This is a genomic window from Sphingopyxis sp. H050, from assembly GCF_001468265.1.
Lineage (GTDB): Bacteria > Pseudomonadota > Alphaproteobacteria > Sphingomonadales > Sphingomonadaceae > Sphingopyxis.
The window spans coordinates 98,198-120,848 of record NZ_LNRZ01000009.1 but is presented as its reverse complement, the minus strand read 5'-3'; the positions used below and the strand labels follow the sequence as shown (position 1 = coordinate 120,848).

Genomic DNA, 22,651 nt, shown 5'->3' with positions numbered 1-22,651 from the left:
CCAGGATTTCGCCGTTGCGTTAGGCTGCCAGCGAGAGATTCCGGCCATCGCCGGAATGACGGATATTCTCTGGCGCCACCAGCTCGACCTCGATCACCGCGAACATCTCGCCCAGCTTGGCCGCGATGATCGCCGCCTGCACGGCATCCAGCCCGTCCACCGTCACCTCGACCCGCATCTGCCGGCGCAGCATCCGCATCCGCATCGCCGACGGGATCATTGCGCGCTGCGCAAAGAAGCCGGCGATGCGGGGGAGCGACTGCGGATCGGGAATCGCGTCGATCCGGAACCGGTGCATCAGGCGGCGACCCGCTGCGCGCCCACGATGACCTCCTCGGCCATTTCGTCGGCGACCAGTGCGGGCGAACGTCCTTCGCGCGTGGCGCGGTCGAGCAGGGCGGCGACGCGCGGCGCGATTTCCGCCACGCGATATGCGACGTCGCTTTCATCCTCGCCCAGATATTCGGCCGACACGCTGATGATGCCGCCGGCGTTGACGACATAGTCGGGGGCATAGGCGATGCCGCGGTTCATCAGCAGGTCGGCGACCGCCGGCGCGGCCAGCTGGTTGTTTGCCGCGCCGCAGACGAGCTTGGCTTTCAGGCCGCGGACGACTTCGGGCGTCAGGGCGCCGCCGAGCGCGCACGGCGCGAAGATTTCGGCCTGCACCGACGCGATTTCGTCGACCCCGACCACCCGGGCGCCGAGGATCGCGGCGAGCCGGTCCCGGCGCAATGGGTTCGGATCGGCGATCACCAGCCGCGCGCCGGCATCGGCGAGGCGGCGACAAAGGTCGGCGCCGACATTGCCCGTGCCTTGCACCGCAACGGTCAGCCCGGCGAGGTCGCTGTCGAGGACGGTGCGCGCCGCGACGCGCATCGATTCGAACACGCCCTTGGCAGTCCACGGCGAAGGGTCGCCGCCTGCACGGCCTTCGGCCGATGGCAGGCCCGCCACATGCCGCGTCGCCCCCGCCACCTCCTGCATATCGTCTACCGACGTGCCGACATCTTCGGCGGTGACGTAAAGCCCGCCAAGTCCCTCGACGACGCGGCCAAAGGCACGGAACAGCTTGGCGCGGTCGAACGCGCCCGCGGGTCGCCGCAGCACCGCCTTGGCGCCGCCAAAGGGCAGGGCCGCGAGCGCATTTTTATAGCTCATTCCCTCGGCGAGCCGCAGCGCATCGGCCAGCGCCTCATCCCTGCTCGGATAGCTCCAGAAGCGGCAGCCGCCCGCGCCGGGGCCCAGCGCAGTCGAGTGAATTGCAATGACGCCGTCGAGTCCCGCATCTGCGTCATAGAGACGAATGCATTCGACCGGCGGGGTCAGGCGGGCAGGGCGGGCAACCATCGAAATCTCTCCTTCCACGATGATCTCCCTCTCGCACGGATGCGCGGGACGATCTTGCTCGCGTTTGGCTGTTGCAACGCTGTTTTCGGATGGATTGACCGGATAATTATTGTTACGGGGATTAAATGACCGATATTGATCCTTTCGAGATAAAAATCCTCCGCGAGTTACAGCGTGACGCCAGCCAGACGACGGCGGAAATCGCCGAGCGTGTCGGCTTGTCGGTGTCGCCCTGTTGGCGCCGCATCGACCGGCTCGAGCGCGAGGGCTTCATTCGCAAGCGGGTCGCGCTGATCGACCGGCGCAAGGTGGGGCTGAACGCGCATATCTTTGCGCAGGTGAAGCTGAACGCACACGGCCGCGCCAACCTCGACGAGTTCAGCGCCGCGATCCACGGCTTTCCGGAAGTGCTGGACGCCTATGTGCTGATGGGGACGACCGATTTCATGCTGCGCATCGTTGCCAAGGATATCGACGCTTACGAGCGGTTCTTCTTCGATCAGCTCAGCAAATTGCCCGGCGTGCAGGAAATCAACTCGACCGTCGCCCTTTCGGAAATCAAGTCGACCAGCGAGCTGCCTCTGGGCTAAGGGAAGCAAAGGTGGCGGCATTTGCCAAAGCTGTGTTGCCACTGTAATACGGGCTGAGCATGTTTGCATTTCTGCGTTCCAAAAAGCCCGAACCCGCCCCGCACCTCCCGGGCGCGCCGATTCCCGTCGGCGTTCTGCCGGGTGAAGAGCCGGTCGCGCCGCCCGAGAGCCGCCGGCGGAAATGGCTCCGCCGGCTTTCGCGCGGCTTCGCGGCTTTCTGTATCCTGTTCATCCTGCTCGTCGGCTGGCTTGCGCTGACCGCGCCGCTGTCGAAATCGCTCGAACCTATCGCGCCGCCGCAGATTACCTTGCTGGCCTCCGACGGCACCCCGATCGCGCGCATGGGGGCGATCGTGGATACGCCGGTCAAGGCGCAGGACCTGCCGAAGCATGTCACCGGCGCCTTCCTCGCGATCGAGGACCGGCGCTTTTACAATCATTGGGGCGTCGACCCACGCAGCATCGGACGTGCGGTGTGGGCGAATGTGTCGGGCGGGCGCCCGCAGGGCGGCAGCACGATCACCCAGCAGCTCGCCAAATTCACCTTCCTGACGCCCAAGCGCACGCTGGGCCGCAAGGCGCGCGAGGCGCTGATCGCCTTCTGGCTCGAAGCCTGGCTGACCAAGGACGAAATCCTCGAACGCTATCTCTCGAACGCCTATTTCGGCGACAACACCTATGGCCTGCGGGCGGCGTCGATGCACTATTTCTATCGCCAGCCCGAGAAGCTGACCCCCGCGCAGGCGGCCATGCTCGCGGGTCTGGTGCAAGCCCCCTCGCGGCTGGCGCCGACCAAGAATCCCGATCTTGCCGAAAAGCGCATGAAGCTGGTCGTGAACGCGATGGTCGACACCGGCTATCTGACGGCGAGCGAAGCAAGGGCGCTGCGCACCCCGCGCATCGACGTGCGCACGCGAAACACGCTGCCGACCGGCACCTATTTCGCCGACTGGGCGCTGCCCGAGGCGCGCAAGCTCAGCGACGTCGGCTATTCGCGGCGCACGATCACGACGACGCTCGACGCGCGGTTGCAGGGCATCGCGCGGCGCGTGACCAGCCAACGGGGCCTTGGCAAGGCGCAGGTCGCGCTCGTCGCGATGCGCCCCAATGGCGAGGTCGTCGCCATGGTCGGCGGGCGTGACTATGCGGCATCGCCCTTCAACCGGGTGACGCAGGCGCGGCGCCAGCCGGGATCAACCTTCAAGCTGTTCGTCTATCTCGCCGCGCTGAAGGACGGATGGGAACCCGACGATACGATCAGCAACGAAGCGATCACGACAGGGGCCTATCAACCGAAGAATTCGGGCGGCGCCTATTCCAAGACGATCACGCTGGAGGACGCTTTCGCCACGTCGAGCAATGTCGCCGCGGTGCGCTTGCTCCGCGAGGTCGGCGACGACAAGGTGATCCGCATGGCACGCGATCTTGGCGTCACCGCACCGCTGGCGAAAGGCGATCCCAGCCTCGCGCTCGGCACGTCGAGCATGACCTTGCTCGAGCTCACGGCCGCCTATGCCGCGGTCGCGGCGAACAGCTACCCGGTTGTCCCGCATGCCTTCAGGGAAGAGGAGGCCGGGTGGTTCGAAAATCTTTTCTGGGGCGCCAGCCGCTTTTCGGCCGGCGACCATGACGCGATCGAACAGATGCTGCGTGCCGCGGTCAATCGCGGCACCGGCCGCGCGGCGCGGCTGCCGGTCGCGAACTTCGGCAAGACGGGGACCAGCCAGGACAGCCGCGACGCGCTGTTCGTGGGCTATGCCAATGGCCTCGTCGTAGGGGTGTGGATCGGCAACGACGACAATTCGCCGCTGCAGGGCATATCGGGCGGCGGTATGCCGGCGCGCATCTGGCGCGACTTCATGGTGCAGGCCGCCGGCCAGAAGGCGCCGCGCAAGGCGCCGGTCGAACCCGCCGACCCCGAGGGTCCGGTGCAACAGCTCGACATCCCCGACGTGGGCGAAATCCCGGTGGGCGACAAGTCGAGCGTCGGCATCCAGAATGGCGAGGCGGTGATCTCGACCGAGATCGGCGGCAACCGTATCGACCTGCGCCTGCCGATCACGGATCGCGCGCCGCCGCCCGCGACGCCGCCGCCGCCTGCGACAACACCACCGCAGTAAATAGTTGTCGCCGCCGCCGTCGCGGGGGGCGACGAATTTTGCTCTCACTCCGCCTCGGTGCTCAGCCCCAGCTCGGGAATCCCGATCGACCGCCGTCCGCCGAAGTCCGAGCGCACCACGATCGCACCCTGCTTTTCCATATAGTCGACCAGCCGCCGGATGCGCCCCGGCGAGCGCGTGCCATAAGCGCGGCCGAGCGCGTCGTCGTCGGGGCAGGGGCCGCCCTCCATCGCCGCGCGCGCGATCTGGACGAAGGGCGCGAGCATGTCGTCGGGCAGCCGCGCCGCGGCGTCGAGCAGCTCGCGCCACTTCGCGTCGGCCGGGTCGAACACGCCGCCCTTTGCGAGCGCGAAACGCTTGCGGAATTGCTGCAGGTCGAGCGGCACGCGCCCCAGCCGCTGCATCCGGCAGCGCACCGAGAAATCCTGATAGAGGAAGGATTCGGGATGAAAGGCGCAGTCGGGATCGGCGAGCATTTCTTCGAGCGCCGCGATGATCGCGGGCTCGGCGTCGGGCGCCTCGACCTCGGGAAACAGTGTCGGCGCGGTCACCGAAGTATCTTCGTCGGCGTCATGCTCGACGAACTGACGAATGAGCTCCTGCGCCGCGACGGGTGTAGGCGCAGGGGCGGACGTCGGCAGCGGCTGCGCCTCCAGCTCGGCGAACAGCATTGTGCGCATGTCCTGCGGCTCGGCGCTCGGCAGCGGCAGCAGGCCGTGGGTGCCGGCGCGCGTCGCGGTCTCGGTCGATCCGATCTTCACGGCGACGGGCCGGCGCGAAATGGCGGGGCCGAGCCCCAGGAAATGCCCGCGCTCGAGGTCGCGGATCGCTTCGGCCTGCCGCCGCTCCATCCCCAGCAGGTCGGCGGCGCGCGCCATGTCGATGTCGAGGAAGGTGCGCCCCATCAGGAAATTGCTCGCCTCGGCGGCGACATTCTTCGCGAGCTTGGCGAGCCGCTGCGTCGCGATCGCGCCGGCGAGCCCGCGCTTGCGCCCGCGACACATCAGGTTGGTCATCGCCGACAGGCTGGCGCGGCGGACGGTGTCGGACACGTCGCCCGAGGCGCTCGGCGCGAACATCTGCGCCTCGTCGACGACCACCAGCGCGGGAAACCAATGTTCGCGCGGCGCATCGAACAGCGCGTTGAGGAATATCGCCGCGCAGCTCATCTGCGCTTCGATATCGAGTGTGTCGAGCGCGAGGATCACCGACGCGCGATGCTCGCGGATGCGCGCGCCCATCGCGGCGATCTCGCGTTCGCTATAGTCGCCCGCGTTGACGACGACGTGACTATAGCGGTCCGCCAGCGTGACGAAATCGCCTTCGGGATCGATCACGACCTGCTGGACGAGCCCCGCGCTCTCCTCGAGCAGGCGGCGCAGCAGGTGCGATTTGCCCGACCCCGAATTGCCTTGCACCAGCAGGCGGGTCGCGAGCAGCTCCTGCACATTGACGTGAACGGCGGCCCCCCGCTCGTCGGTCCCGATTTCGATGCTGCTGTTCACCGGCCTGCCCTATCGGCGCGCTCGATTCGGGGCAACCGGACAGCGCCGGACGGCAAAGAAATTTGGCGAACCGGTCGGCTCGCCTGCTTCAGGGCGGCGCTGATCGCTGTCGATCCACCTATGCCGCTGCGCGCTCAGCGCAGGCGGCGGACGACGGTGCGCTTCGACCCCGCCTCCCTCTTGAGCACCGACGGCGCGATGCCGCGCTCGGCCCATGCTTCCATCGCCAGCCGCACGTCATGCTCGCGGTCCTGCCGCACCGCGGGCGCGTCGAGCGACTGGCCGAAACTCGTCGCCGCCGCGCCGCCCTGGCAATGCGACATGCCGGGGATCAGGAAGAGGCGATAAAAGTCGGCGGTCCTGCCGCGCGTCGCGGCCTGCACGGCGTCGTACCAGTCGACCCCCAGCCCGGGCGCCATCACCGGATCCGACGAGCCGAAATAGGACAGGATCTTGCCGCCGCGGTCACGAAAGGCTTGCAGATCGCCCGGCTGCACGTCGAGGTCCGCCACTAACGCTTCGTCGCTGAAATGCTTGAACAGATACGTGCGCGACTGCTCCGCAAAGGTCAGCTGCGACTGCGGGGTCCGGTCGGGATTGGCGACCCAGCGTGTCCAATCGTCGGCGGTGATCGCAGCGGGCGCATATCCCGCCGCGACGATGACGTTGAGCGTCGCCCGTTGCGGCGGGGACAAGTCGGTCTGCGCCCGCTCTGCGGTGCCGATCCAGCCACCGGGCGCCCGCATTGCGTCCTGCACCGCGCCGAAATTTCGCAACTGGACCGTCCAGGGATTGGCCGGCGCGCCGGCGATGACGCCGTCCCAATCCTGGGGCCAGCGCGCCGCCGCCATCAGCGCCATGCGTCCGCCGTTCGAACAGCCCATGAAATAATGATGGTGCGGATCGCGGCGGTAATAGGCATGAACCAGAGCGTCTGCCGCTTCGCGCGTGGCCTTGATCGAGCGCCAGCCATAATCGGCGAGGGCGACAGGATTCCCCGGCGCCCAGCTGGCATCGAAACCGTTGCCCCGATGTCCGGTGTCGGTCGCCGCGATTGCATCGCCGCGCCGTGCGCCTTCGCCCAGCGTCGGCAAATGAATCGCGCCGGCAAAGCCGCCGTTGCCGATTTGGTAATAGCGCCCGCTCCAGCGCTCGGGGGCGGGCAGATAGACGGTGAAGCGGATATTCGATCCCGCAACGGGATGGGCCGATCCGCTGACCCGGCAGATGCCGGTGGCGACAGCGGCGCTTTCGATGACCGCCTTGTCGAGTTTCAGCCTTGCGAGGGCGGCGCAGCGATCATTCGCCGCCGGGTTGCCGAACGACAGAAGCAGCGGCAGCCAGGCGAGGAGGTCAGGCAGCGCGATCGTCTTCCCACGCGAATTTGAACGCGCCCGCGGTCGGGTCGATGCCCGCCAGCATCATCCCCTGACCGCGCGAGCTGTGCCGGTCGTTCAGCGGCACGTCGGCGGGATCGCGCAGCTGGATCAGCAAGGTCGTGCGCGGCTCGTCCGAGGTATTGAGGCCCGATCCGTGGACGGTGAGATAATGAAAGAACAGCGCATCGCCCGCCTTCGCCGGGATCGGCGTCGCGCCTTCGATCGGATAGGTCTCGGTCGAGGCGTGGTGATCCTCACCCTCGGCGGGGAGCGGGCCGAGCCTGTGCGTGCCGGGATAGACGCGCAGGCATCCCTTCTCCTCGGGCGCATCGTCGAAGTGCAGGATCACCGCGATCATCGAATGGTCGCGGTGCGGGAAATAGGGATAGTCCTGATGCATCGGGAAGGGCGATCCCTTCTCGGGCGGCTTGATGAACATCTTGTTGTGGTGAAGCTGGACGTTCGGGCCGATGATGTCCTGCGCGATGCCGGTCAGGCGCGGATCCGTGAGCAACCGCGTCACCATCGCCGAGCGAAAATGGACGTCGTGGCAGTGCGTGATCGTGGTGCCGCCGCCGCGCACGCTGTCCCACGTCGCGTCGCTGTTGCCTTCATTATCGGCGATGCGGTGCATCTCGGCGCGCAAGGCCGCGGCCTCCTCCGCGCTGAACAGGCCGGGGACGAGGACATAGCCTTGGTCGTCGTAGAATGTCTTCTGCTCTTCGCTCAGCATTGCAGCGGCCTCCTTATGGTCTGAGCATACACGAGTGGTGCCGTTTCCGGCCTGCCTATAGCTGATCAGCGGGGAGGCAGGTTGCGCTCCGAGATTGCATCCAGATCGGCGCCCGTCACATCGTCGAGCACCAGCGCCGGGCGTCCATCGCGCGCCTCGGTGCGCAGGCGGACATTTTGCATCATCAGCCCGTCGACGTGCCGGACATAGAGACCCGACGCGGGCAGGGGGCCGAACATCGGCGCGTGCGGATAATCGCCCTCGGCCTCCGGCACCGCTGCCGTCATCGCTTCGCCGCCGCCCTTCATCGTAAAGTCGATATCGCGCAGCGTGACGCCGCGCAGCTTATGTCCCGGCAGACCGGTAATCGACGAGGCGAGCGAGCCGCCCGTCGCAATGATGTTCGAAAAGATGACGCCCCGCAGGCTGCCGGGCACCGGCGTTGCCTGGCCGCGGCCCCGATTGCCGAGGCGCAGGAACAGGGGGGTTGCGGCATCGCGGATGACGACATTGCTCACGATGACATTTTCGAAGCGCGCGCCGTCGACCATCGACAGCGAGATCGCGGCGGTCGGTCCGCGATAGAGCGACGGATTGTGATAGATCAGGATATTGTCGAAGATGATGTCGCGAAAATCGCCGAGGCTTTCGGTGCCGATCTTGATCCCCTGATCGTCGGACGAGCAGACGACGCCGGACACCTTGACGTTATAGGTCGGCGGCGGCGGACGCTGGCCGCGGCGTCCCGTGGTCTTGAGGACGACGCAATCGTCGCCCGCGACGATGTTGGCGTCCGATACCAGCACATTGTGGCTGGAATCGATGTTGATCGCATCGGTGTTGGGGCCGCGGCCCTCGTTGCGGATCGTGACGCCGGCGATGCGGATGTCCGACGATTCGAGCGGATGGATCGTCCATCCGGCGGCATCGCGGATGGTGATATTTTCGATGCGGATATGCTCGCTCGCGACGAATTCGATCAGCGGCGTCGGCCGCGGCCGGCGCGACACGAAAAAGCGCACCGGGTCCTTGTCCCAATAGGCTTCGCCATTGCCGTCGATCGTTCCGCCGCCGTCGATCGCGATGTTGCGCGCGCCATCGGCATGGATCAGATGATAGGGGCCGTTGCCCTTGTTCTGCGTCGATCCGTCGACCATGATTGCGGGCACATCCTCCGCCGGGAAAGGCGTGAAATCCTCGATCCGCGGCGAGGCAAGCAGCGTTGCGCCGGGCAATATCCGGAGCGTGATATTGTCGCGCAGGACGATCGTGCCGCTGAGGAAGGTGCCGCGCGCGAGCAGCACGACGCCGCCGCCCTGCGCGGCGCAGCTGTCGATCGCCTTCTGGATCGCGGCGGTCGCCAGCTTGCGGCCGTCGGAGGGGGCGGCATAGCGGGCGACGTCGCAGGTCCCCGCGACCGGCGGCTGGGCGACGGCCGTTCCGGCAGGGGCCAGCGCCATCGACGCCAGCCCCAGCACAAGAACGGACCAACTGCGCATGCCCGTCAGCGCCAGGCGAGCCAGATCGCCGCGGTCCACGAGAAATCGTCGCCGCCGCTGCCCGAGCCGTCGACCGGGCTGTACGCTTCGTAAAAGCCGTTGCGTTCCATCAGTGCGAGCGTGTCGTGCCGCACCCGCGCCGCCTCGGCATCGAAGCCCGCTTCGGCGAGGCCGGTGCCGATCATGTAATTGACCACCGCCCACACCGGGCCGCGCCAGTAACGGATCATCTGAAAACCCGGATCCTCGGGATCGAGGCTGGGCATCAGATATGTGACCTTGCTGCCGATGCGGTGCAGGTGCGCGAGCATCGCCGCGTCCTTCGCGGGATCGGCGAGCCCGGCGTAGAAGCTCAGGAACGAGGCGCTGGTGATGAAGCCCGACGAGCGGCCGGTGAGCAGGTCGCGCGAGCACCAGCTGTGCTTGTCCTCGTCCCACAGCCAGTCGATTCCGGCTTCGGCCGTCGCGATCATCGCGCGGATTTCGGCGGCTTCCCCGTCGCGGCCGAGATAGTCGGCTAGGTGCAGCAGGTCGCGGTTCGCGCGCAGCAGGATCATCGACATGCCGATATCGGCGACCTTGAACGGGTTGCCCGCGGTGATCTTTGCATGGTCCCAGCCCTGCGCGACGCCGTACTGGACGAGCGCGAGATAGCGGTCATATTCGAGCTTGGTCGGGCGCATCTTGGCGTCGAGGTGGCCGGTGTCGCGGCGCGTATATTCGCCGACGTTCGAAATATCGATCGGCTCGCCGGGGATGTCCCATTCGGGCGAATTGTCGCGGCCCGTTTCCCACGGGTGCATCGCGACGACGACGCCGCGGCCGTCGGGATCGCGATAGTCGCGGAACCAGCGGTGCCACGCGATCAGCTTGTCGAACAGGCTTTCGAGGCGGAGGCGGTACGCATCGTCGGCGTCTGCCGCGATCGCGCTGTCCCAAAGCTTGCGCACGACCGTCGCGGCGACCGGCGGCTGGGTGATGCCCGAAGTGACGGGGGTCTTGCCCGTCGCCCAGACCGACGGCCCGGGGAAATAGCCGGGGTCGTCCTGCCAGAAGACGATGTGCGGCAGGAAGCCGTCGTCCCACTGCGCGCTGAAGAGGGTTTCGACCTCTTGCCACGCGCGGTCGCGATCATAGGTGTCGAAGCCGAGGGCGACGAAGGCCGAGTCCCAGTTCCACTGGAAGGGATAGACCCGGCCGTTGGGGACGGTGTAGCCGCCCCGATCGTTGGCAGTCAGGATGGCGCGGGCACCCGCGTCAAGCGTTTCGATAGTCATTGTCGCGGATGCCCGTTTTCTTGTCAGAAGTTGAAGGTGGCGCGCGCCGTGATGCGGCGCGGCAGGACCGGACGGCCGACGAAATAGGCGCCGCCCACGGTCTGGTTGTTGTCGAGACGCGGCGACCCTTCGGTCGTGGCGTCGGTGTCGAACAGGTTGAACACATTCACCCCCAGACGCAGGCTGTTCTTGCCGATCGGCACCGTATAGCCGGCGTCGAGGTTGACGATGTTCCAGCCGTCGAGCTTGATCGCATTGTTCGACGCGGTGAAATTGTCGCCGGTGTAGTTGGTGAAAAAGGACAGGTCGAGCGCGCCGTCGTCATAATAGAGGCCGGCGTTGTAGAGCAGCTGCGGCTGGCGCTCCAGGTCGTTGCCGATGATCGCCGGGTTCGACGTCGGGACGCCGCCGACGTTCGCCTGGAACTCGGTATATTTCGCCTTCTGCAGCGTCAAATTGCCGTTGAAGTGCAGGTTGGTTAGGAGCTTCAGGTCGAACACGGCCTCGACGCCATAGGATTCGGTCGCGACCAGATTGACGAGCTCCTGGAAGCCGCCGCCGGGTGCATTAACGAACAGCACCTGACGGCGGTTCTTGAGATTGGTGTAGAAGGCCGATGCCTCCAGGCTGAAGGCCGGCTGGCTGACCTTGATGCCGCCCTGCACCTGCTTGATGATTTCGCCCTCGTAGCTGGCAGTGCCCGGCGACACGTTGGCGTTCGCCGCCGTGCCAGCGGGCAAGGGCAGGAAGCCGACCGCGCGCACTTCGGGGAAGAAATAGCCGCGGCTGGCGTTGAGGTAGAGGCTGACGTCGTCGGTGAGCTTGTAGAGGCCGCCCGCCGCGATCGCCCATTCGGTGGTCGAGACCTTGCCGGTCAGATAGCCGTCGTTGCCCCAGACCACGTCGCGCAGCGCGCCTGACAGGTTCGGCGTCGTCGCGTCGGTAACGGTCGTCGAGGTGCGCTCGCGGCTGATGTCGCCCTTATAATGTTCGACGCGGCCGCCGATATCGAAGTTGAAGCGGTCGCCGATCTGCATCTGGTCGGCGAAATAGACTGCATAGCGCTCGGCCTGGTGGCGGTTGTTGACATAGCCGGCACCGGCGTTGAGCACCCCGTTTCGCGAGATGATCGTCGTCGCGCCGCTCACCGGATTGGTGACGGTCAGGTTGACGAGTTGCGGCTGGTTGTTGAACGCGCCGAGGAAAGTTGTCGTCACATTGACGTCGCGCGCGACCGTATCGGCATAGAAACCGCCGAGGGTGAAGCTGTGCTCGATGCTGCCGGTCGTCGCTTCCTTCGTCAGGTTGAGCTCGGCCGACAGATCGTGCATCGGGCGGTTGCGGTCGGTGATGCGGTTGGCGAACAGGATCGCATTGGCCGGAACGGCGCCGCCACCGACATAGGTGAAGCTGGCGTTCGCTGCGGTGATGCCGTTGAGCTCGGGGATCTGGCCGCGGCGTGCGGCGTTGGTGACGAAGGCGTTCAGTGTCTCGGGGACGTTGACCACGCCATCGCCGTCCGACCAAAGCCCGAATTTGTGCTTATAATCCGAATATTTGACGCGGCCGTTGATGCCCCAGCCGCTGTCGCCGAACTTCTTGTCGAACGCGACCGCGACCTGTCCGCCCTTGGACGTCACGCCGTCGGTGATCTGCGTCGTAAACGGGCCGTCGGGGGTGTTGAAGCCGAGCCCCGCCACGTCGGGCGTCAGCAGCTGATACACTTTCTTGCCGTCGTTGCCGGCGATGCGGTTGCGCGTCGTGCCGTCGAGCGGGACGGGCAAGTAGAATTGCACCTGATCGTCGATATACTGGCCGTAAAGCGTGATCGACCCGCTGTCGTCGGGGAATTCGTATTTCAGGTTGCCACGAAGCTGAAAGCCCTCGGTATCGAGGCCCGTCTTGATCGGGCCGTCGTCCTTGCGATAAAAGCCCGACAGCGCGAAAAACAGATTTTCGCCGAGCGGCCCGCTGATCGCCGCGTCGCCGCGATAGCGGCCCTTTTCAGCCCATTCGATCTGCGCCGTGCCTTCCAGCTCGTCGCTTCCGGTCTTGCTGATATAGTTGATCAGGCCGGCGACCGAGCCGGGACCGAACAGGTTCGACACGCCGCCGCGCACGAACTCGAGGCGCGAGATGCCCAGGTCGTTGCGGTAATAGACGTCGTAAGCCGACGAGTTGAGCCCGAACGTCGACATCACCGGGATGCCGTCATACATCAGCGGGGTGAACTGATACTGCCCGCCCGAGGGCAGGCCGCGCACGAACACGTTCGACGCGACTTCGCCGCCGCCGGCGTCGGCCTTGATCGTCGGGATGCTGGCGAGAATGTCGGCTTGGCTGCTGACGCCGAGGCGCGCGAGCGAATCCTCGCCGACCGAGGTGACCGCGAGCGGCGTGTCGAGCGCGACGCGCGGGCGGCTGGTGCCGGTGACGATGATCGTGTCTGCGTCGTCCGCGACGGCTTCATCCGCGGCGACCTCGGCGTCCTGCGCCCAGGCCGACTGCAGCGGAATCAGCGTCGCGGCGAGCGGCGCGGTGCAGAGCAGGGCGGTGCGAAACGTGCGCGAAAAGCGGCGGTGGACGGTCATGATGGTCTCCTCCCATAGGTCTGTTCCGGCCTCTGACAGGCCTTTGACCTGAAAACTGAAGGGCGAGGCCGGTTGACGAAAGCCCGTATTGTTGCAACGCTGTGTTGCTGGCAATGGCATTATAACCCGCAACCTCACGGAGAATCCGATGCTCGATCTGGGCGATCTGCAGGTCTTTTCAAAGATCGTCGAGACCGAAAGCCTGACCAAGGCGGGACAGGCGCTGGGGCTACCCAAATCGACCGTCAGCCGGCGAATTTCCCGTCTGGAAGAGAATCTTGGCGTGCAACTGCTGCATCGCTCGACGCGCTCGGTGACGGTGACCGAGGACGGGGCGTTGTTCTTCGAATATTGCCTCCGCTCGCTCGGCGTCCTGCGCGACGGCGAGCGCGCTTTGCAGAACCGCCAGAATGTCCCGCGCGGTGTCGTGAAGATCGCGATCCCCTATGTGCTGGGGCAAAGCCTGATCGGTCCGCTGCTCGCAAGCTTCCTCGATCTCTATCCCGACGTGCGACTCGTCAGCGTGATGACCGACGACGCCGTCGGGCTGCTCCGCGCCGGGTTCGACGTCGCGCTCGCGGTCGGACCCTTCGCCGACTCCGAACTGGTCGCGGTCAAACTGGGCGTCACCGAATGCGGCCTGTTCGGCGCGCCGGGCTATTTCGAGCGCAAGGGCATGCCGCAGAACCATGTCGAGTTGCCGCGCTTCGACCTGCTCGCGACCGGCACCGTCGATCGCCGCCAACGCTGGCCGCTCCACACTGCGACCGAGCAGGTGACGGTCGAATTCTCGCCGCGCCTCGTCTGCAACGACCTCAACCTGCTGCGCCACGCGGTGCGCTCCGAACTCGGCATCGCCACGCTGCCCGCCTTCCTTTGCAAGGCCGATCTCGCCGAGGGGATGCTCGTCGAGGTGCTCCCCGGCTGGCAGGCGCCCGACATGAGTTTCTATGCGCTGTTCGCCGATCCCAAGGGGGTGCCGGTGCGTGTCCGATCGCTCATCGACTATCTGACCGAAAAGCTGAGACCGACGCTGTCGTGGGAAATTTGAGTCCGTTGCCAAATATGGAACAAAGTGTTCCGCAATCTGGCGCTAGGCGTTTTTGCCGCTCTGCTTCACCCCAAAGGGCAAATCATAAGTGGAGGGTGTCATCGCTACCGAGGCCGATCAGGTGAGCAGGACGAGCCGGCGCGAGCAGCTGATCGCGCTGTTTCGCGAGTCGGTTCGCGCGGTGAGTCCCGAGGTCGCGATGCCGCGCAAGATCCCGCACTCGCCGCACGGCCGAACGGTGGTGATCGCGGTCGGCAAGGCGGCGGCCGAGATGATGCGCGTCGCGCAGCTGCGCGCCGAGCAGCCGCTGAACGGGCTCGTCGTCACGCGCCATGGTCATCTGCCCGAACCCGCGCCGTCCTGGCCCGATGTCGAGATCATCGAGGCGGGGCACCCCTATCCCGACGAGAACAGCCTGGTCGCCGCCGACCGCGCCCTCGCGCTCGCGACCCGGCTCGAGGCGGGGGACAATCTGCTGTTGCTGCTCTCGGGCGGCGGTTCGGCGCTGCTCGCGGCGCCCGCGGCGGGACTGACGCTGACCGACAAGCAGCAGATCACGCGCGCCTTGCTGCAATCGGGCGCGACGATCGAAGAAATCAACTGCGTTCGCAAGCATCTCTCGCGCGTGAAGGGCGGCCGCCTCGCGGTCGCTGCGGGCGCGGCGCATGTGACGACCTGGATCATCTCCGACATCCCGGGCGACGATCCCAGCTTCGTGTCGTCGGGGCCGACCGTCGCCGATTTGACCAGCCTGTCCGATGCGCGCGACATCGTCGCAAAATATGGTATCGACCCCTCGCCGCAGGTCGCCGCCGCGCTGAATGACCCCGCCAACGAAACCCCCACCGCCGATGCGCTCGGCATCGCGGGGGGCGAGACGCAGATCATCGCCAAGGCGCGCGATGCGCTCGGCGCCGTGCAGGCGATGGCGGGCGCCGCGGGCTATCAGGTCACCAACCTCGGCGACCAGTTGCAGGCCGAGGCGCGGCACCTGGGGGCAAGCCATGCCGCGCTGGCACGCCGCATGGCAAAGGACGGCACCGCGCGCGTCATCATCTCGGGCGGAGAGACCACCGTCACCGTTACCAACAAAGCCGGACGTGGGGGACGCAATCTCGAATATCTGCTCGGCCTGGCGATTGCGCTGAACGGCGAGCCCGGCATCTTCGCCATCTCGTGCGACACCGACGGCATCGACGGCACCGACGATGCCGCGGGGGCGACGATCGGCCCCGACACGCTGGCGCGGGCGCGCGCCGCCGGGATCGATCCCGGCGAATATCTGGCGTCGAACAACGCTTACAGCTTTTTCGAGAAGCTCGGCGATCTGGTCATTACCGGGCCGACGCTGACCAATGTGAACGACTTCCGGGCGATCCTGATCGACCCGGCGGCGTAAGGGAGAGAGACATGACGGGGATCAAGCAAGGTTTGGCGTCGCGCGCCAACTACCCCTGGATATTGATCGGGCTGCTGTGGCTGGTCGCCTTCCTCAACGCGGCCGACCGCAACATCCTGCTCGCCGTGCTGCCCGACCTCAAGGCCGAATTCGACCTCACCGACACGCAGCTCGCGCTGCTCGGCTCGGTCTTTTTCTGGATCTATGCCGTCGGCGCCTTCATCGCCGGGCGCATCGGCGACAGCGTGCGCCGCAGCCGCCTGATCATCTTCGGCCTTGTCTTCTGGAGCGTCGCGACCGGGGCATCGAGCCTTGCGACGGGCTTCGCCTTGCTGCTCGCGATGCGCGCGATGGTCGCGGTCGGCGAATCGACCTATTACCCTACCGCAACCGCGCTGATCGGCGACTGGCACAAGCCGTCGATGCGCAGCCGCGCGCTGTCCCTCCACCAAACGGCGGTGTTCGCGGGCTCGGGGCTGGGCGCGGTCGCGGCAGGCTATATCGCCGACGCCTTCAGCTGGCACGCGCCCTTCCTGATCTTCGGCGGCATCGGCCTTGTTTACGTCGGCGTGCTGTGGTTCTTCCTCCACGACGCGCCGATCGTCCACACCGCCGCCGAACAGGGCAAGCCCGCCGAGCCGATCGGCATCGTGCTGCGCATTCCCGCCGCGCTGATCCTGTGCCTCGTATTCGCGCTCGCCACCGGGGCGTCGACCGGCGTGACCTTCTGGGCGCCCTATTTCGTCAAGAATCTGCTCGGTCTCAATCTGGCGGAATCGGCGTGGGTCGGGGCGGCGACGATCAATATCGCGGGCTTCTGCGCGGTGCCGCTCGGCGGCCTGCTCGCCGACACGCTGGCGAAGAAATCGCCGATCGGGCGCTTTACGACGCTGGCGATCGGACTCGGGCTCGCCGCGCTGCTGTTGCTGCCGTTGCTCGGGGCAAAGACCGCGACGCAGATCGGCATGGTTTTGGTCGCGACCAGCATCGCGAAGGGGCTGTTCGACGGCTGCATCTATGCCGCGATGCAGGACGTCGTGCCGCCGCACGCGCGCGCGACCGCGGTCGGCATGATGACGATGATCGGCTTCATCGGCGCGGGCATCACCCCGATCCTCGTCGCGCGGATCGGCGAGAGTTTCGGTATGGGGTCGGGCATCGTCGCGATGGCGGGGCTCTATGCGCTCGCCGTCATCCTCCTGCTCGCGACGCGCTTGCAGGCTCGCCGCGGCGTCGCGGCCAATCAGGAGATCGTCCATGTCGCCGCCTAAGGCGCTCGTCCTCACTGCGCCGCGCACGCTGGTGTTCGAGGAAGGCGCATTCGCTCCGCTCGCTCCCGATGAGGTGCGCATCCGCACGCTCTTCTCGGGGATCAGCGCGGGCACCGAGCTCACCCAGTATCGCGGCACAAACCCCTTCATGCACCGCCGCTTCGACGAGGCGCAGCGGCTGTTCGTCGATGCCGAGGTGCCGAGCTGGGACTGGCCCGTCCGCAACCTCGGCTACGAGGAATCGGGCGAGATTATAGAGGTCGGCAGCGGTGTCACCGATCTGAAGGTTGGCCAGCGCCTCTTCGGCACCTGGAACCACAAGACGCACCATGTCGCGAGTGCCGACTATGCGCGCGAGCGGCTGCTGCCCGAGGGCGCCGACCCACGCATCGGCATCTTCTCGCACATCGGCGCGGTGGCGCTGAACGGCGTCCACGACGCGCAGATCCGCATCGGCGACACGATCGCGGTTTTCGGCTTGGGTGTGCCGGGCCAGATCGTCGCGCAGGCGGCACGGGCATCGGGCGCGCGCGTGATCGCGATCGACCCCGACGCCGGGCGCCGAGAGATCGCGCTGCGTCAGGGCGCGCATCTCGCGATTGAGCCCGCGGGTGCGGCGGAAGAAATCAAGCGCCTGACCGGCGGCCGCGGCGCCGATGCTTGCATCGAGGTGTCGGGCGCGCCGCCCGCGCTCGGCGAGGCGATCCGCGCCGCCGCATACAACGCGCGCGTCGTCGCGATGGGGTTTTTTCAAGGCGCAATTCCGGGGCTGAAGCTCGGCGAGGAATTTCACCACAACCGCATCCAGCTCATCTGCTCGCAAATCTCGGGCGTGTCGCCCGACGCGAGCTATCGCTGGTCGAAACCGCGGCTCTGGCGCGCCGCGATCGAGTTGCAGCACGACGGCACGCTCGACCTCATACCGCTGATCACGCACCGCGCGCCGTTCGAAGATGCGCCGACGCTCTTTGAGCAGCTCGACGCCGGCGCGCCGGGCATGCTGCAGGCAATGCTGGAGTTCGGCGCATGAGCGGCCTGCGCGTCGGCCTGCTCGGCTGCGGCGGCATCGGCGCGCGCCATGCGGGTGCCGTAGCCCAATTGCCGGACGCCATGGAACTGGTCGCGTGTTGCGGCCGCGATGCTGAGCGGACACGCGTGTTTGCCGCGGAGCGCCACGCCGCCGCCTATACCGATCTCGACGCGATGCTGCGGGACGAGCATCTCGATCTCGTCATTGCCACCTTGCCCCCCTATAATCGCAGTGGGGAGGTTGAGCGCATTGCGCAGGCGGGCGTCCATCTGCTCGTCGAAAAGCCGATCGCGCTGACCCAAGCGGCGGCGGATACGATGGTCGCCGACGTCTCGGCCACCGGCGTCGTTGCGGCGATCGGCTTCATGTATCGCTTCGGCGACGCGGTGCGACGCTGGAAGGCCGCCGATACCGGGCGGGTCGGTCTCTACGCCGGGGCCTATCATTGCAACGCGCTCCACGCCGACTGGTGGCGCGAGGAAGCGAAATCGGGCGGCCAGATCCTCGAGCAGGTGATCCATCAGGTCGACCTGATCCGTCATTTGATGGGCGAACCTGACACCGTCTATGCCCGCCGGACCAACTTCGCGCATCACGGCACGCCCGGCTATGACGTCGAGGATATCAGCGCGATCGTCTTCGGCTGGGACGACGGCCGCATCGCGACGCTCAACGCTTCGAACATCGCCGTGCCGGGCGTATGGCACAAGGAATGGGCGGTCTATGCCGAGCGCATGACCGGTCGCTTCACCAGCTGGAACGACGCGGTGCTGACCCGCACGGCCGGCGAGGTCGCGGCCGAGGAAATCGCCGGGTCGACCGATCCCTTCGTCGCGCAACTAGCCGACGTGCACCGCGCGATCACGACCGGCTCGGCGCCCTATATCGCGCTCGCCGAAGGCGCGGCTTCGCTGAAGCTCGCGCTGGCGGCGCGCCAATCGGCCGACGAGCGCCGCGAAATCCGGCTGACCGCATGATCGCACTCGAAAAGAGCGGCGTTCGTCTGGACGAGGTGCAGCCGTTGCTGGATGGCGCCGTCCCTGCCTGCCGGCCCGCGAGCGAGGTTCCGGGGGGCGTCGAATGGGCGCTGGAAGCAGGCGGTGCGATCCGCCTCGCGGTCCTCGCGGACGGCGATATGGTCCGCCTCGACGTCTCGGCGAGCGGCCTCGACGCAGCGCCGCTGTCGCTCGGGCTGCGCTTCGGCGCGGTGCGCGGCGTCCGGCGCTACCTGCGCAACGGCTATCACAGCTGGGACGGCAGCTTCTTCGCCGATCCCGGCACCCCCGCGGGCGATGCGCCGCCGGGCAAGGAACCCACGCTCGGCTTCGCGATGACCGCACTGGTGCCGACCGATGGGCAGGGTGCGCTGGTTGTCGGCTTCGACCGCCACGACCGTTTCCAGAACCGCTTCCGCTTTGGCGGCGATAGCGCGGCGATGACGATCGACGTCGAGACCTTGCTCGACCGCACCGGCCGGGTCGCGGCCGAAAGCCTGTTCGTCTACGCCGACCCCGACGCCGAGATCGCGCTGATCCGCTGGTCCGATCGGGTCGCCGCCGCCTCTCCGACGCCGCCGCGCATCCCCGACAAGCGGATCAAGGGCTGGTGCTCGTGGTACAATCTCTACGCCGCGATCAACGAAGAAAATATCCGCGAACATCTGACCGCGGCCGCGCATTATCGCGACACCCACGGCTCCGATCTCGACATCTTCCTGATCGATGACGGCTTCACCTCCGAAATGGGCGACTGGCTCGACGTCAAACCGCAATTTCCGCGCGGGATGCAGCCCTTGCTTGCCGAGATTGCCGACGCCGGCTTCACGCCCGGCCTGTGGATCGCACCCTTCATGGTCGGCAACCGCAGCCGGCTCTATGTCGAGCATCCCGACTGGGTGGTGCGCGAGAAGGCGACCGGCAAGCCGCTGATTCAGATGGCCTTTTACGGCGAGTTTCGCTGGCACAAGCGCAGCGAGGAATATTATGTCCTCGACATCACGCATCCCGATGCCGAGGCCTGGATCCGGCGCGTGTTTCGCACCTGGGCGCAGGAATGGAGCGCCGCCTATTTCAAGACCGACTTCATGTTTTTTGGCGCCGAATATGGCCCCGACCGCGCACTCTGGCATCAATCGGGCCTTTCGCGCATCGAAATCTGGCGCAGGATGGGGGCAATCATCCGCGAAGAGATAGGCGACGCCTTGTGGCTCGGCTGCGGCTGTCCGCTCTGGGCTTCGGTCGGCCTCGTTGATGCGATCCGCATCGGGCGCGACGTCGGGGTCAAATGGTCGGGCGACCAGTCGGCCGAAAGTCTGCTCCGCGATCAGGCGACGCGCAACCATGCGGCGGGCCGGCTGTGGCAGGCCGATCCCGACTGCATCCTGCTCCGCGACCGCTTCCATGACCTGACCGACGCGCAGGTGGAAAGCCTCGCGCTGCTTGCGGGTCTGTCGGGCGGCGTGCTGATGACGAGCGACCATCTCGGCGAGCTGACATCCGAACGCACAAAGCTGTTCGACGCGCTCGCGGGTCTCGACGTCGCCGAATGCCGCTATCCCTCGCTCGGTAACGGCGAGGCGCTGATCGTCCAGCGCGCGACGCTCGCCGATGGGCGGACGCTCGAACTGCGGCTCGATCCCGAGACCGGCGAGAGCCGCTGCACCGACGGCGCCGGAGCGATCTGGCCATGACCTTCGACCCGGCCGAGCATCCGCATCGCCGCTACAACCCGCTGCGCGGCGAATGGATTTTGGTGTCGCCGCACCGCGCGAAGCGGCCGTGGCAGGGCGAGCAGGGCAGGGCGGCGACCGAGGCACCGCCGAGCTACGATCCGACCTGCTACCTCTGCCCCGGCAACACGCGCGCCAATGGCGTGACGAACCCCGCCTATTCGGGGCCGTTCGTGTTCGACAATGATTTCGCGGCGCTGCTCCCCGACACGCCGGCGCCAGAGACTTCGGACGACCCACTGTTCGGCGCCGAAGCCGCGTCGGGAACGAGCCGCGTGATCTGCTTCTCGGCCGATCATGCGCGAGGGATGCCGTTGCTGTCGGACGCCGAGATTGCGGCGGTCGTCGACTGCTGGTGCGACCAATGCGCCGACCTCGGCCGCACCCACGCCCATGTGCAGGTCTTCGAAAATCGCGGCGAGATGATGGGCTGCTCGAACCCGCATCCGCACGGGCAGGTCTGGGCCACCAAGCATGTTCCTGCCGAGATCGAGCGCGAGGACGCCAACCAGCGCGGCTGGACGGGGGCGAAGCCGATGCTCCTCGAACTCGCCGAACGCGAAGCTGGCGGCCCGCGTGTCGTCGTCGAGCATGACGACTGGCTCGCGATCGTGCCCTATTGGGCGAGCTGGCCGTTCGAGACGCTGTTGCTGCCGCGCTTCGCGGTGCAGCGCCTGCCCGATTTGGCAGCCGGGCAGCGCCAGAACCTCGCCGCGATCCTCGGCGAGATCACCCGCCGCTACGATGCGCTCTTCGACTGCGCCTTCCCCTATTCGATGGGCTGGCATGGCGCGCCTTTCGGCGAAGGTGATGCCGGCCACTGGCAACTCCACGCGCATTTCTATCCGCCGCTCCTCCGCTCGGCGACGGTGCGCAAATTCATGGTCGGCTATGAAATGCTCGCCGAGGTGCAGCGCGACCTGACCCCCGAACAGGCGGCCGAACGGCTGCGCGGGGTGAAGCCATGACGCTCGCCGACCGTACCCTGGCACGCTTTGCCGCCATCGTCGGCGCCGCGCCCGATCTTGCGGTTCGCGCGCCGGGCCGCGTCAACCTGATCGGCGAACATACCGACTATAACGACGGCTTCGTGCTCCCCGCCGCCATCGGCCTGCAGAGCATCGTCGCGGTGCGCCGCCGTCCTGACAGCATCGTTCGCGTGATCGCCGCCGATTTTGGTGATGCGGTCAGCGAATTCGACCTGGCGAAGCCGATCGCGCGCGACGCGGATCAACCCTGGTGCAATTATATCCGCGGCGTCGCCAGCGTCCTGCAAGCCGAGGGCGTCGACCTCGGCGGCCTCGACATGCTCGTTGCGGGTGATATCCCCCAGGGGTCGGGCCTGTCCTCGTCCGCGTCGCTGTCGGTGGCGAGCGGCATGGCGCTCGGCGGCCTGTTCGCGCCGGGTCGCTTCGACGCCACGCAGATCGCGCTGATCGCGCAGCGCGCCGAGTGCGATTTCGTCGGGATGCGCTGCGGCAACATGGATCAGCTGGCCTCGGCACACGGCGCGGACGGCCATGCGTTGCTGATCGATTGCCGGAATCTCGACGTGCGTCCGGTCGCTCTTCCTGCGGAAACGGCGATCCTGATCGTCCACTCGGGCATCAGCCGCGGCCTTGTCGACGGCCACTACAATGAACGCCGCGCGCAGTGCGAGGCCGTCGCGCGCCAGCTCGGCGCGCCGGCACTGCGCGATGTGACGGGCGAACAGCTGGAAACCGCGCAGCCCGATCTCGACCTGGTCGCATACCGCCGCGCGCGCCACGTCGTCACCGAAAACGCCCGCACGCTTGCCGCCGCCGATGCAATGACGTCGGGGGATCTCGTCGCACTCGGCGAGCTGATGGCGGCCTCGCATGCCTCGATGCGCGACGATTTCGAGATTACGCTGCCCGCGATCGACGCGCTGGTCGCCGAACTGCAAACCGCAATTGGCCAGAGCGGCGGCGCGCGCATGACCGGCGGCGGCTTTGGCGGCGCGGTCGTCGCGCTGGTCGAGGCCGACGCAGTCGAAGCGGTGGTCGCCCACATCGAAGCGCGCTATCGAACCCCCAAAGGCACGAAGCCGCTGGTCATGGTCGAACGCGCCCACGATGGCGCGTCCTTCCTCTGAAGCCGGCGCGAG

19 protein-coding genes are annotated in these 22,651 nt (G+C 66.9%); 11 read left to right on the top strand and 8 right to left on the bottom strand.

The genetic code is table 11. The features are described 5' to 3' along the window. Positions 1-19: 19 nt before the first annotated feature. Together ATE67_RS17110 and ATE67_RS17105 are read right to left on the bottom strand one after the other, a co-directional pair. Complete coding sequence (locus ATE67_RS17110; RefSeq protein ID WP_058817872.1) at positions 20-298, bottom strand: hypothetical protein; 279 nt, start codon at positions 296-298, stop codon at positions 20-22. Beyond that, positions 298-1,350 carry a Leu/Phe/Val dehydrogenase gene (locus tag ATE67_RS17105; protein WP_058817871.1) on the bottom strand — a complete coding sequence of 351 codons (1,053 nt, stop codon included), beginning with the start codon at positions 1,348-1,350 and terminating at the stop codon, positions 298-300. Before ATE67_RS17105 ends, ATE67_RS17110 begins: the two co-directional genes overlap by 1 nt. Before the next feature lie 125 nt (positions 1,351-1,475). Here ATE67_RS17105 and ATE67_RS17100 point away from each other — a divergent pair, with 125 nt between their 5' ends. Both ATE67_RS17100 and ATE67_RS17095 read left to right on the top strand, forming a co-directional pair. Next, positions 1,476-1,940, top strand: a complete 465-nt coding sequence (locus ATE67_RS17100) for an Lrp/AsnC family transcriptional regulator (protein ID WP_058817870.1) — start codon at positions 1,476-1,478, stop codon at positions 1,938-1,940. A gap of 59 nt (positions 1,941-1,999) precedes the next feature. Beyond that, complete coding sequence (locus ATE67_RS17095) at positions 2,000-4,060, top strand: transglycosylase domain-containing protein (RefSeq protein ID WP_058817869.1); 2,061 nt, start codon at positions 2,000-2,002, stop codon at positions 4,058-4,060. A 44-nt stretch (positions 4,061-4,104) separates the two neighbouring features. On the opposite strand, the gene ATE67_RS17090 is transcribed toward ATE67_RS17095, so the two are convergent. Continuing rightward, complete coding sequence (locus ATE67_RS17090; RefSeq protein ID WP_058817868.1) at positions 4,105-5,565, bottom strand: ATP-binding protein; 1,461 nt, start codon at positions 5,563-5,565, stop codon at positions 4,105-4,107. A 134-nt stretch (positions 5,566-5,699) separates the two neighbouring features. Next, positions 5,700-6,731, bottom strand: coding sequence for a tannase/feruloyl esterase family alpha/beta hydrolase (locus ATE67_RS17085; RefSeq protein ID WP_231728214.1), 1,032 nt, complete (start codon positions 6,729-6,731; stop codon positions 5,700-5,702). On the opposite strand from ATE67_RS17085, the gene ATE67_RS21495 reads away from it, so the two are divergent. Then, positions 6,660-6,953 (top strand): hypothetical protein, encoded by a 294-nt coding sequence (locus tag ATE67_RS21495; RefSeq protein WP_156417092.1) that lies wholly within the window; start codon positions 6,660-6,662, stop codon positions 6,951-6,953. The two genes, ATE67_RS17085 and ATE67_RS21495, sit on opposite strands and share 72 nt — an antisense overlap. Here ATE67_RS21495 and ATE67_RS17080 read toward each other — a convergent pair. The 4 genes from ATE67_RS17080 to ATE67_RS17065 form a co-directional block, all read right to left on the bottom strand. Continuing rightward, positions 6,919-7,677: a phytanoyl-CoA dioxygenase family protein gene (locus tag ATE67_RS17080; protein ID WP_058817866.1), complete on the bottom strand. Its 759-nt coding sequence runs from the start codon at positions 7,675-7,677 to the stop codon at positions 6,919-6,921. The two genes, ATE67_RS21495 and ATE67_RS17080, sit on opposite strands and share 35 nt — an antisense overlap. A gap of 65 nt (positions 7,678-7,742) precedes the next feature. Then, complete coding sequence (locus tag ATE67_RS17075; RefSeq protein ID WP_156417091.1) at positions 7,743-9,176, bottom strand: glycoside hydrolase family 28 protein; 1,434 nt, start codon at positions 9,174-9,176, stop codon at positions 7,743-7,745. 5 nt (positions 9,177-9,181) lie between these two features. Further along, positions 9,182-10,453: an MGH1-like glycoside hydrolase domain-containing protein gene (locus ATE67_RS17070; protein WP_058817864.1), complete on the bottom strand. Its 1,272-nt coding sequence runs from the start codon at positions 10,451-10,453 to the stop codon at positions 9,182-9,184. A 23-nt stretch (positions 10,454-10,476) separates the two neighbouring features. Beyond that, entirely contained in the window at positions 10,477-13,044 is a 2,568-nt protein-coding gene (locus tag ATE67_RS17065) for a TonB-dependent receptor (protein WP_058817863.1), read from the bottom strand. A gap of 148 nt (positions 13,045-13,192) precedes the next feature. On the opposite strand from ATE67_RS17065, the gene ATE67_RS17060 reads away from it, so the two are divergent. The 8 genes from ATE67_RS17060 (at position 13,193) to galK (ending at position 22,639) form a co-directional block, all read left to right on the top strand. Further along, positions 13,193-14,095, top strand: coding sequence for a LysR family transcriptional regulator (locus ATE67_RS17060; protein ID WP_058817862.1), 903 nt, complete (start codon positions 13,193-13,195; stop codon positions 14,093-14,095). Positions 14,096-14,183: 88 nt separating this feature from the next. Beyond that, entirely contained in the window at positions 14,184-15,494 is a 1,311-nt protein-coding gene (locus ATE67_RS17055) for a glycerate kinase type-2 family protein (protein WP_197411983.1), read from the top strand. An 11-nt stretch (positions 15,495-15,505) separates the two neighbouring features. Beyond that, entirely contained in the window at positions 15,506-16,765 is a 1,260-nt protein-coding gene (locus tag ATE67_RS17050) for an MFS transporter (RefSeq protein WP_058817861.1), read from the top strand. Next, positions 16,752-17,795, top strand: coding sequence for a zinc-binding dehydrogenase (locus ATE67_RS17045; protein ID WP_058817860.1), 1,044 nt, complete (start codon positions 16,752-16,754; stop codon positions 17,793-17,795). The genes ATE67_RS17050 and ATE67_RS17045 overlap by 14 nt, the downstream gene beginning before the upstream one ends. After that, on the top strand, positions 17,792-18,772 hold the full coding sequence (locus ATE67_RS17040) for a Gfo/Idh/MocA family protein (RefSeq protein ID WP_058817859.1): 981 nt from the start codon (positions 17,792-17,794) through the stop codon (positions 18,770-18,772). Before ATE67_RS17045 ends, ATE67_RS17040 begins: the two co-directional genes overlap by 4 nt. Next, on the top strand, positions 18,769-20,484 hold the full coding sequence (locus ATE67_RS17035; protein ID WP_058817858.1) for a glycoside hydrolase family 36 protein: 1,716 nt from the start codon (positions 18,769-18,771) through the stop codon (positions 20,482-20,484). Before ATE67_RS17040 ends, ATE67_RS17035 begins: the two co-directional genes overlap by 4 nt. After that, on the top strand, positions 20,481-21,491 hold the full coding sequence (locus tag ATE67_RS17030; protein WP_058817857.1) for a UDP-glucose--hexose-1-phosphate uridylyltransferase: 1,011 nt from the start codon (positions 20,481-20,483) through the stop codon (positions 21,489-21,491). Before ATE67_RS17035 ends, ATE67_RS17030 begins: the two co-directional genes overlap by 4 nt. Then, positions 21,488-22,639 carry a galactokinase gene (galK, locus tag ATE67_RS17025; RefSeq protein WP_058817856.1) on the top strand — a complete coding sequence of 384 codons (1,152 nt, stop codon included), beginning with the start codon at positions 21,488-21,490 and terminating at the stop codon, positions 22,637-22,639. Before ATE67_RS17030 ends, galK begins: the two co-directional genes overlap by 4 nt. Positions 22,640-22,651 lie beyond the last annotated feature (12 nt).

Bases quoted from the DNA above. Each gene is read 5' to 3' on its own strand.
- ATE67_RS17110 (WP_058817872.1), bottom strand. From the start codon at position 298: ATGCACCGGTTCCGGATCGACGCGATTCCCGATCCGCAGTCGCTCCCC.
- ATE67_RS17105 (WP_058817871.1), bottom strand. From the start codon at position 1,350: ATGGTTGCCCGCCCTGCCCGCCTGACCCCGCCGGTCGAATGCATTCGT.
- ATE67_RS17100 (WP_058817870.1), top strand. From the start codon at position 1,476: ATGACCGATATTGATCCTTTCGAGATAAAAATCCTCCGCGAGTTACAG.
- ATE67_RS17095 (WP_058817869.1), top strand. From the start codon at position 2,000: ATGTTTGCATTTCTGCGTTCCAAAAAGCCCGAACCCGCCCCGCACCTC.
- ATE67_RS21495 (WP_156417092.1), top strand. From the start codon at position 6,660: ATGAATCGCGCCGGCAAAGCCGCCGTTGCCGATTTGGTAATAGCGCCC.
- ATE67_RS17080 (WP_058817866.1), bottom strand. From the start codon at position 7,677: ATGCTGAGCGAAGAGCAGAAGACATTCTACGACGACCAAGGCTATGTC.
- ATE67_RS17075 (WP_156417091.1), bottom strand. From the start codon at position 9,176: ATGCGCAGTTGGTCCGTTCTTGTGCTGGGGCTGGCGTCGATGGCGCTG.
- ATE67_RS17070 (WP_058817864.1), bottom strand. From the start codon at position 10,453: ATGACTATCGAAACGCTTGACGCGGGTGCCCGCGCCATCCTGACTGCC.
- ATE67_RS17065 (WP_058817863.1), bottom strand. From the start codon at position 13,044: ATGACCGTCCACCGCCGCTTTTCGCGCACGTTTCGCACCGCCCTGCTC.
- ATE67_RS17060 (WP_058817862.1), top strand. From the start codon at position 13,193: ATGCTCGATCTGGGCGATCTGCAGGTCTTTTCAAAGATCGTCGAGACC.
- ATE67_RS17050 (WP_058817861.1), top strand. From the start codon at position 15,506: ATGACGGGGATCAAGCAAGGTTTGGCGTCGCGCGCCAACTACCCCTGG.
- ATE67_RS17045 (WP_058817860.1), top strand. From the start codon at position 16,752: ATGTCGCCGCCTAAGGCGCTCGTCCTCACTGCGCCGCGCACGCTGGTG.
- ATE67_RS17040 (WP_058817859.1), top strand. From the start codon at position 17,792: ATGAGCGGCCTGCGCGTCGGCCTGCTCGGCTGCGGCGGCATCGGCGCG.
- ATE67_RS17035 (WP_058817858.1), top strand. From the start codon at position 18,769: ATGATCGCACTCGAAAAGAGCGGCGTTCGTCTGGACGAGGTGCAGCCG.
- ATE67_RS17030 (WP_058817857.1), top strand. From the start codon at position 20,481: ATGACCTTCGACCCGGCCGAGCATCCGCATCGCCGCTACAACCCGCTG.
- galK (WP_058817856.1), top strand. From the start codon at position 21,488: ATGACGCTCGCCGACCGTACCCTGGCACGCTTTGCCGCCATCGTCGGC.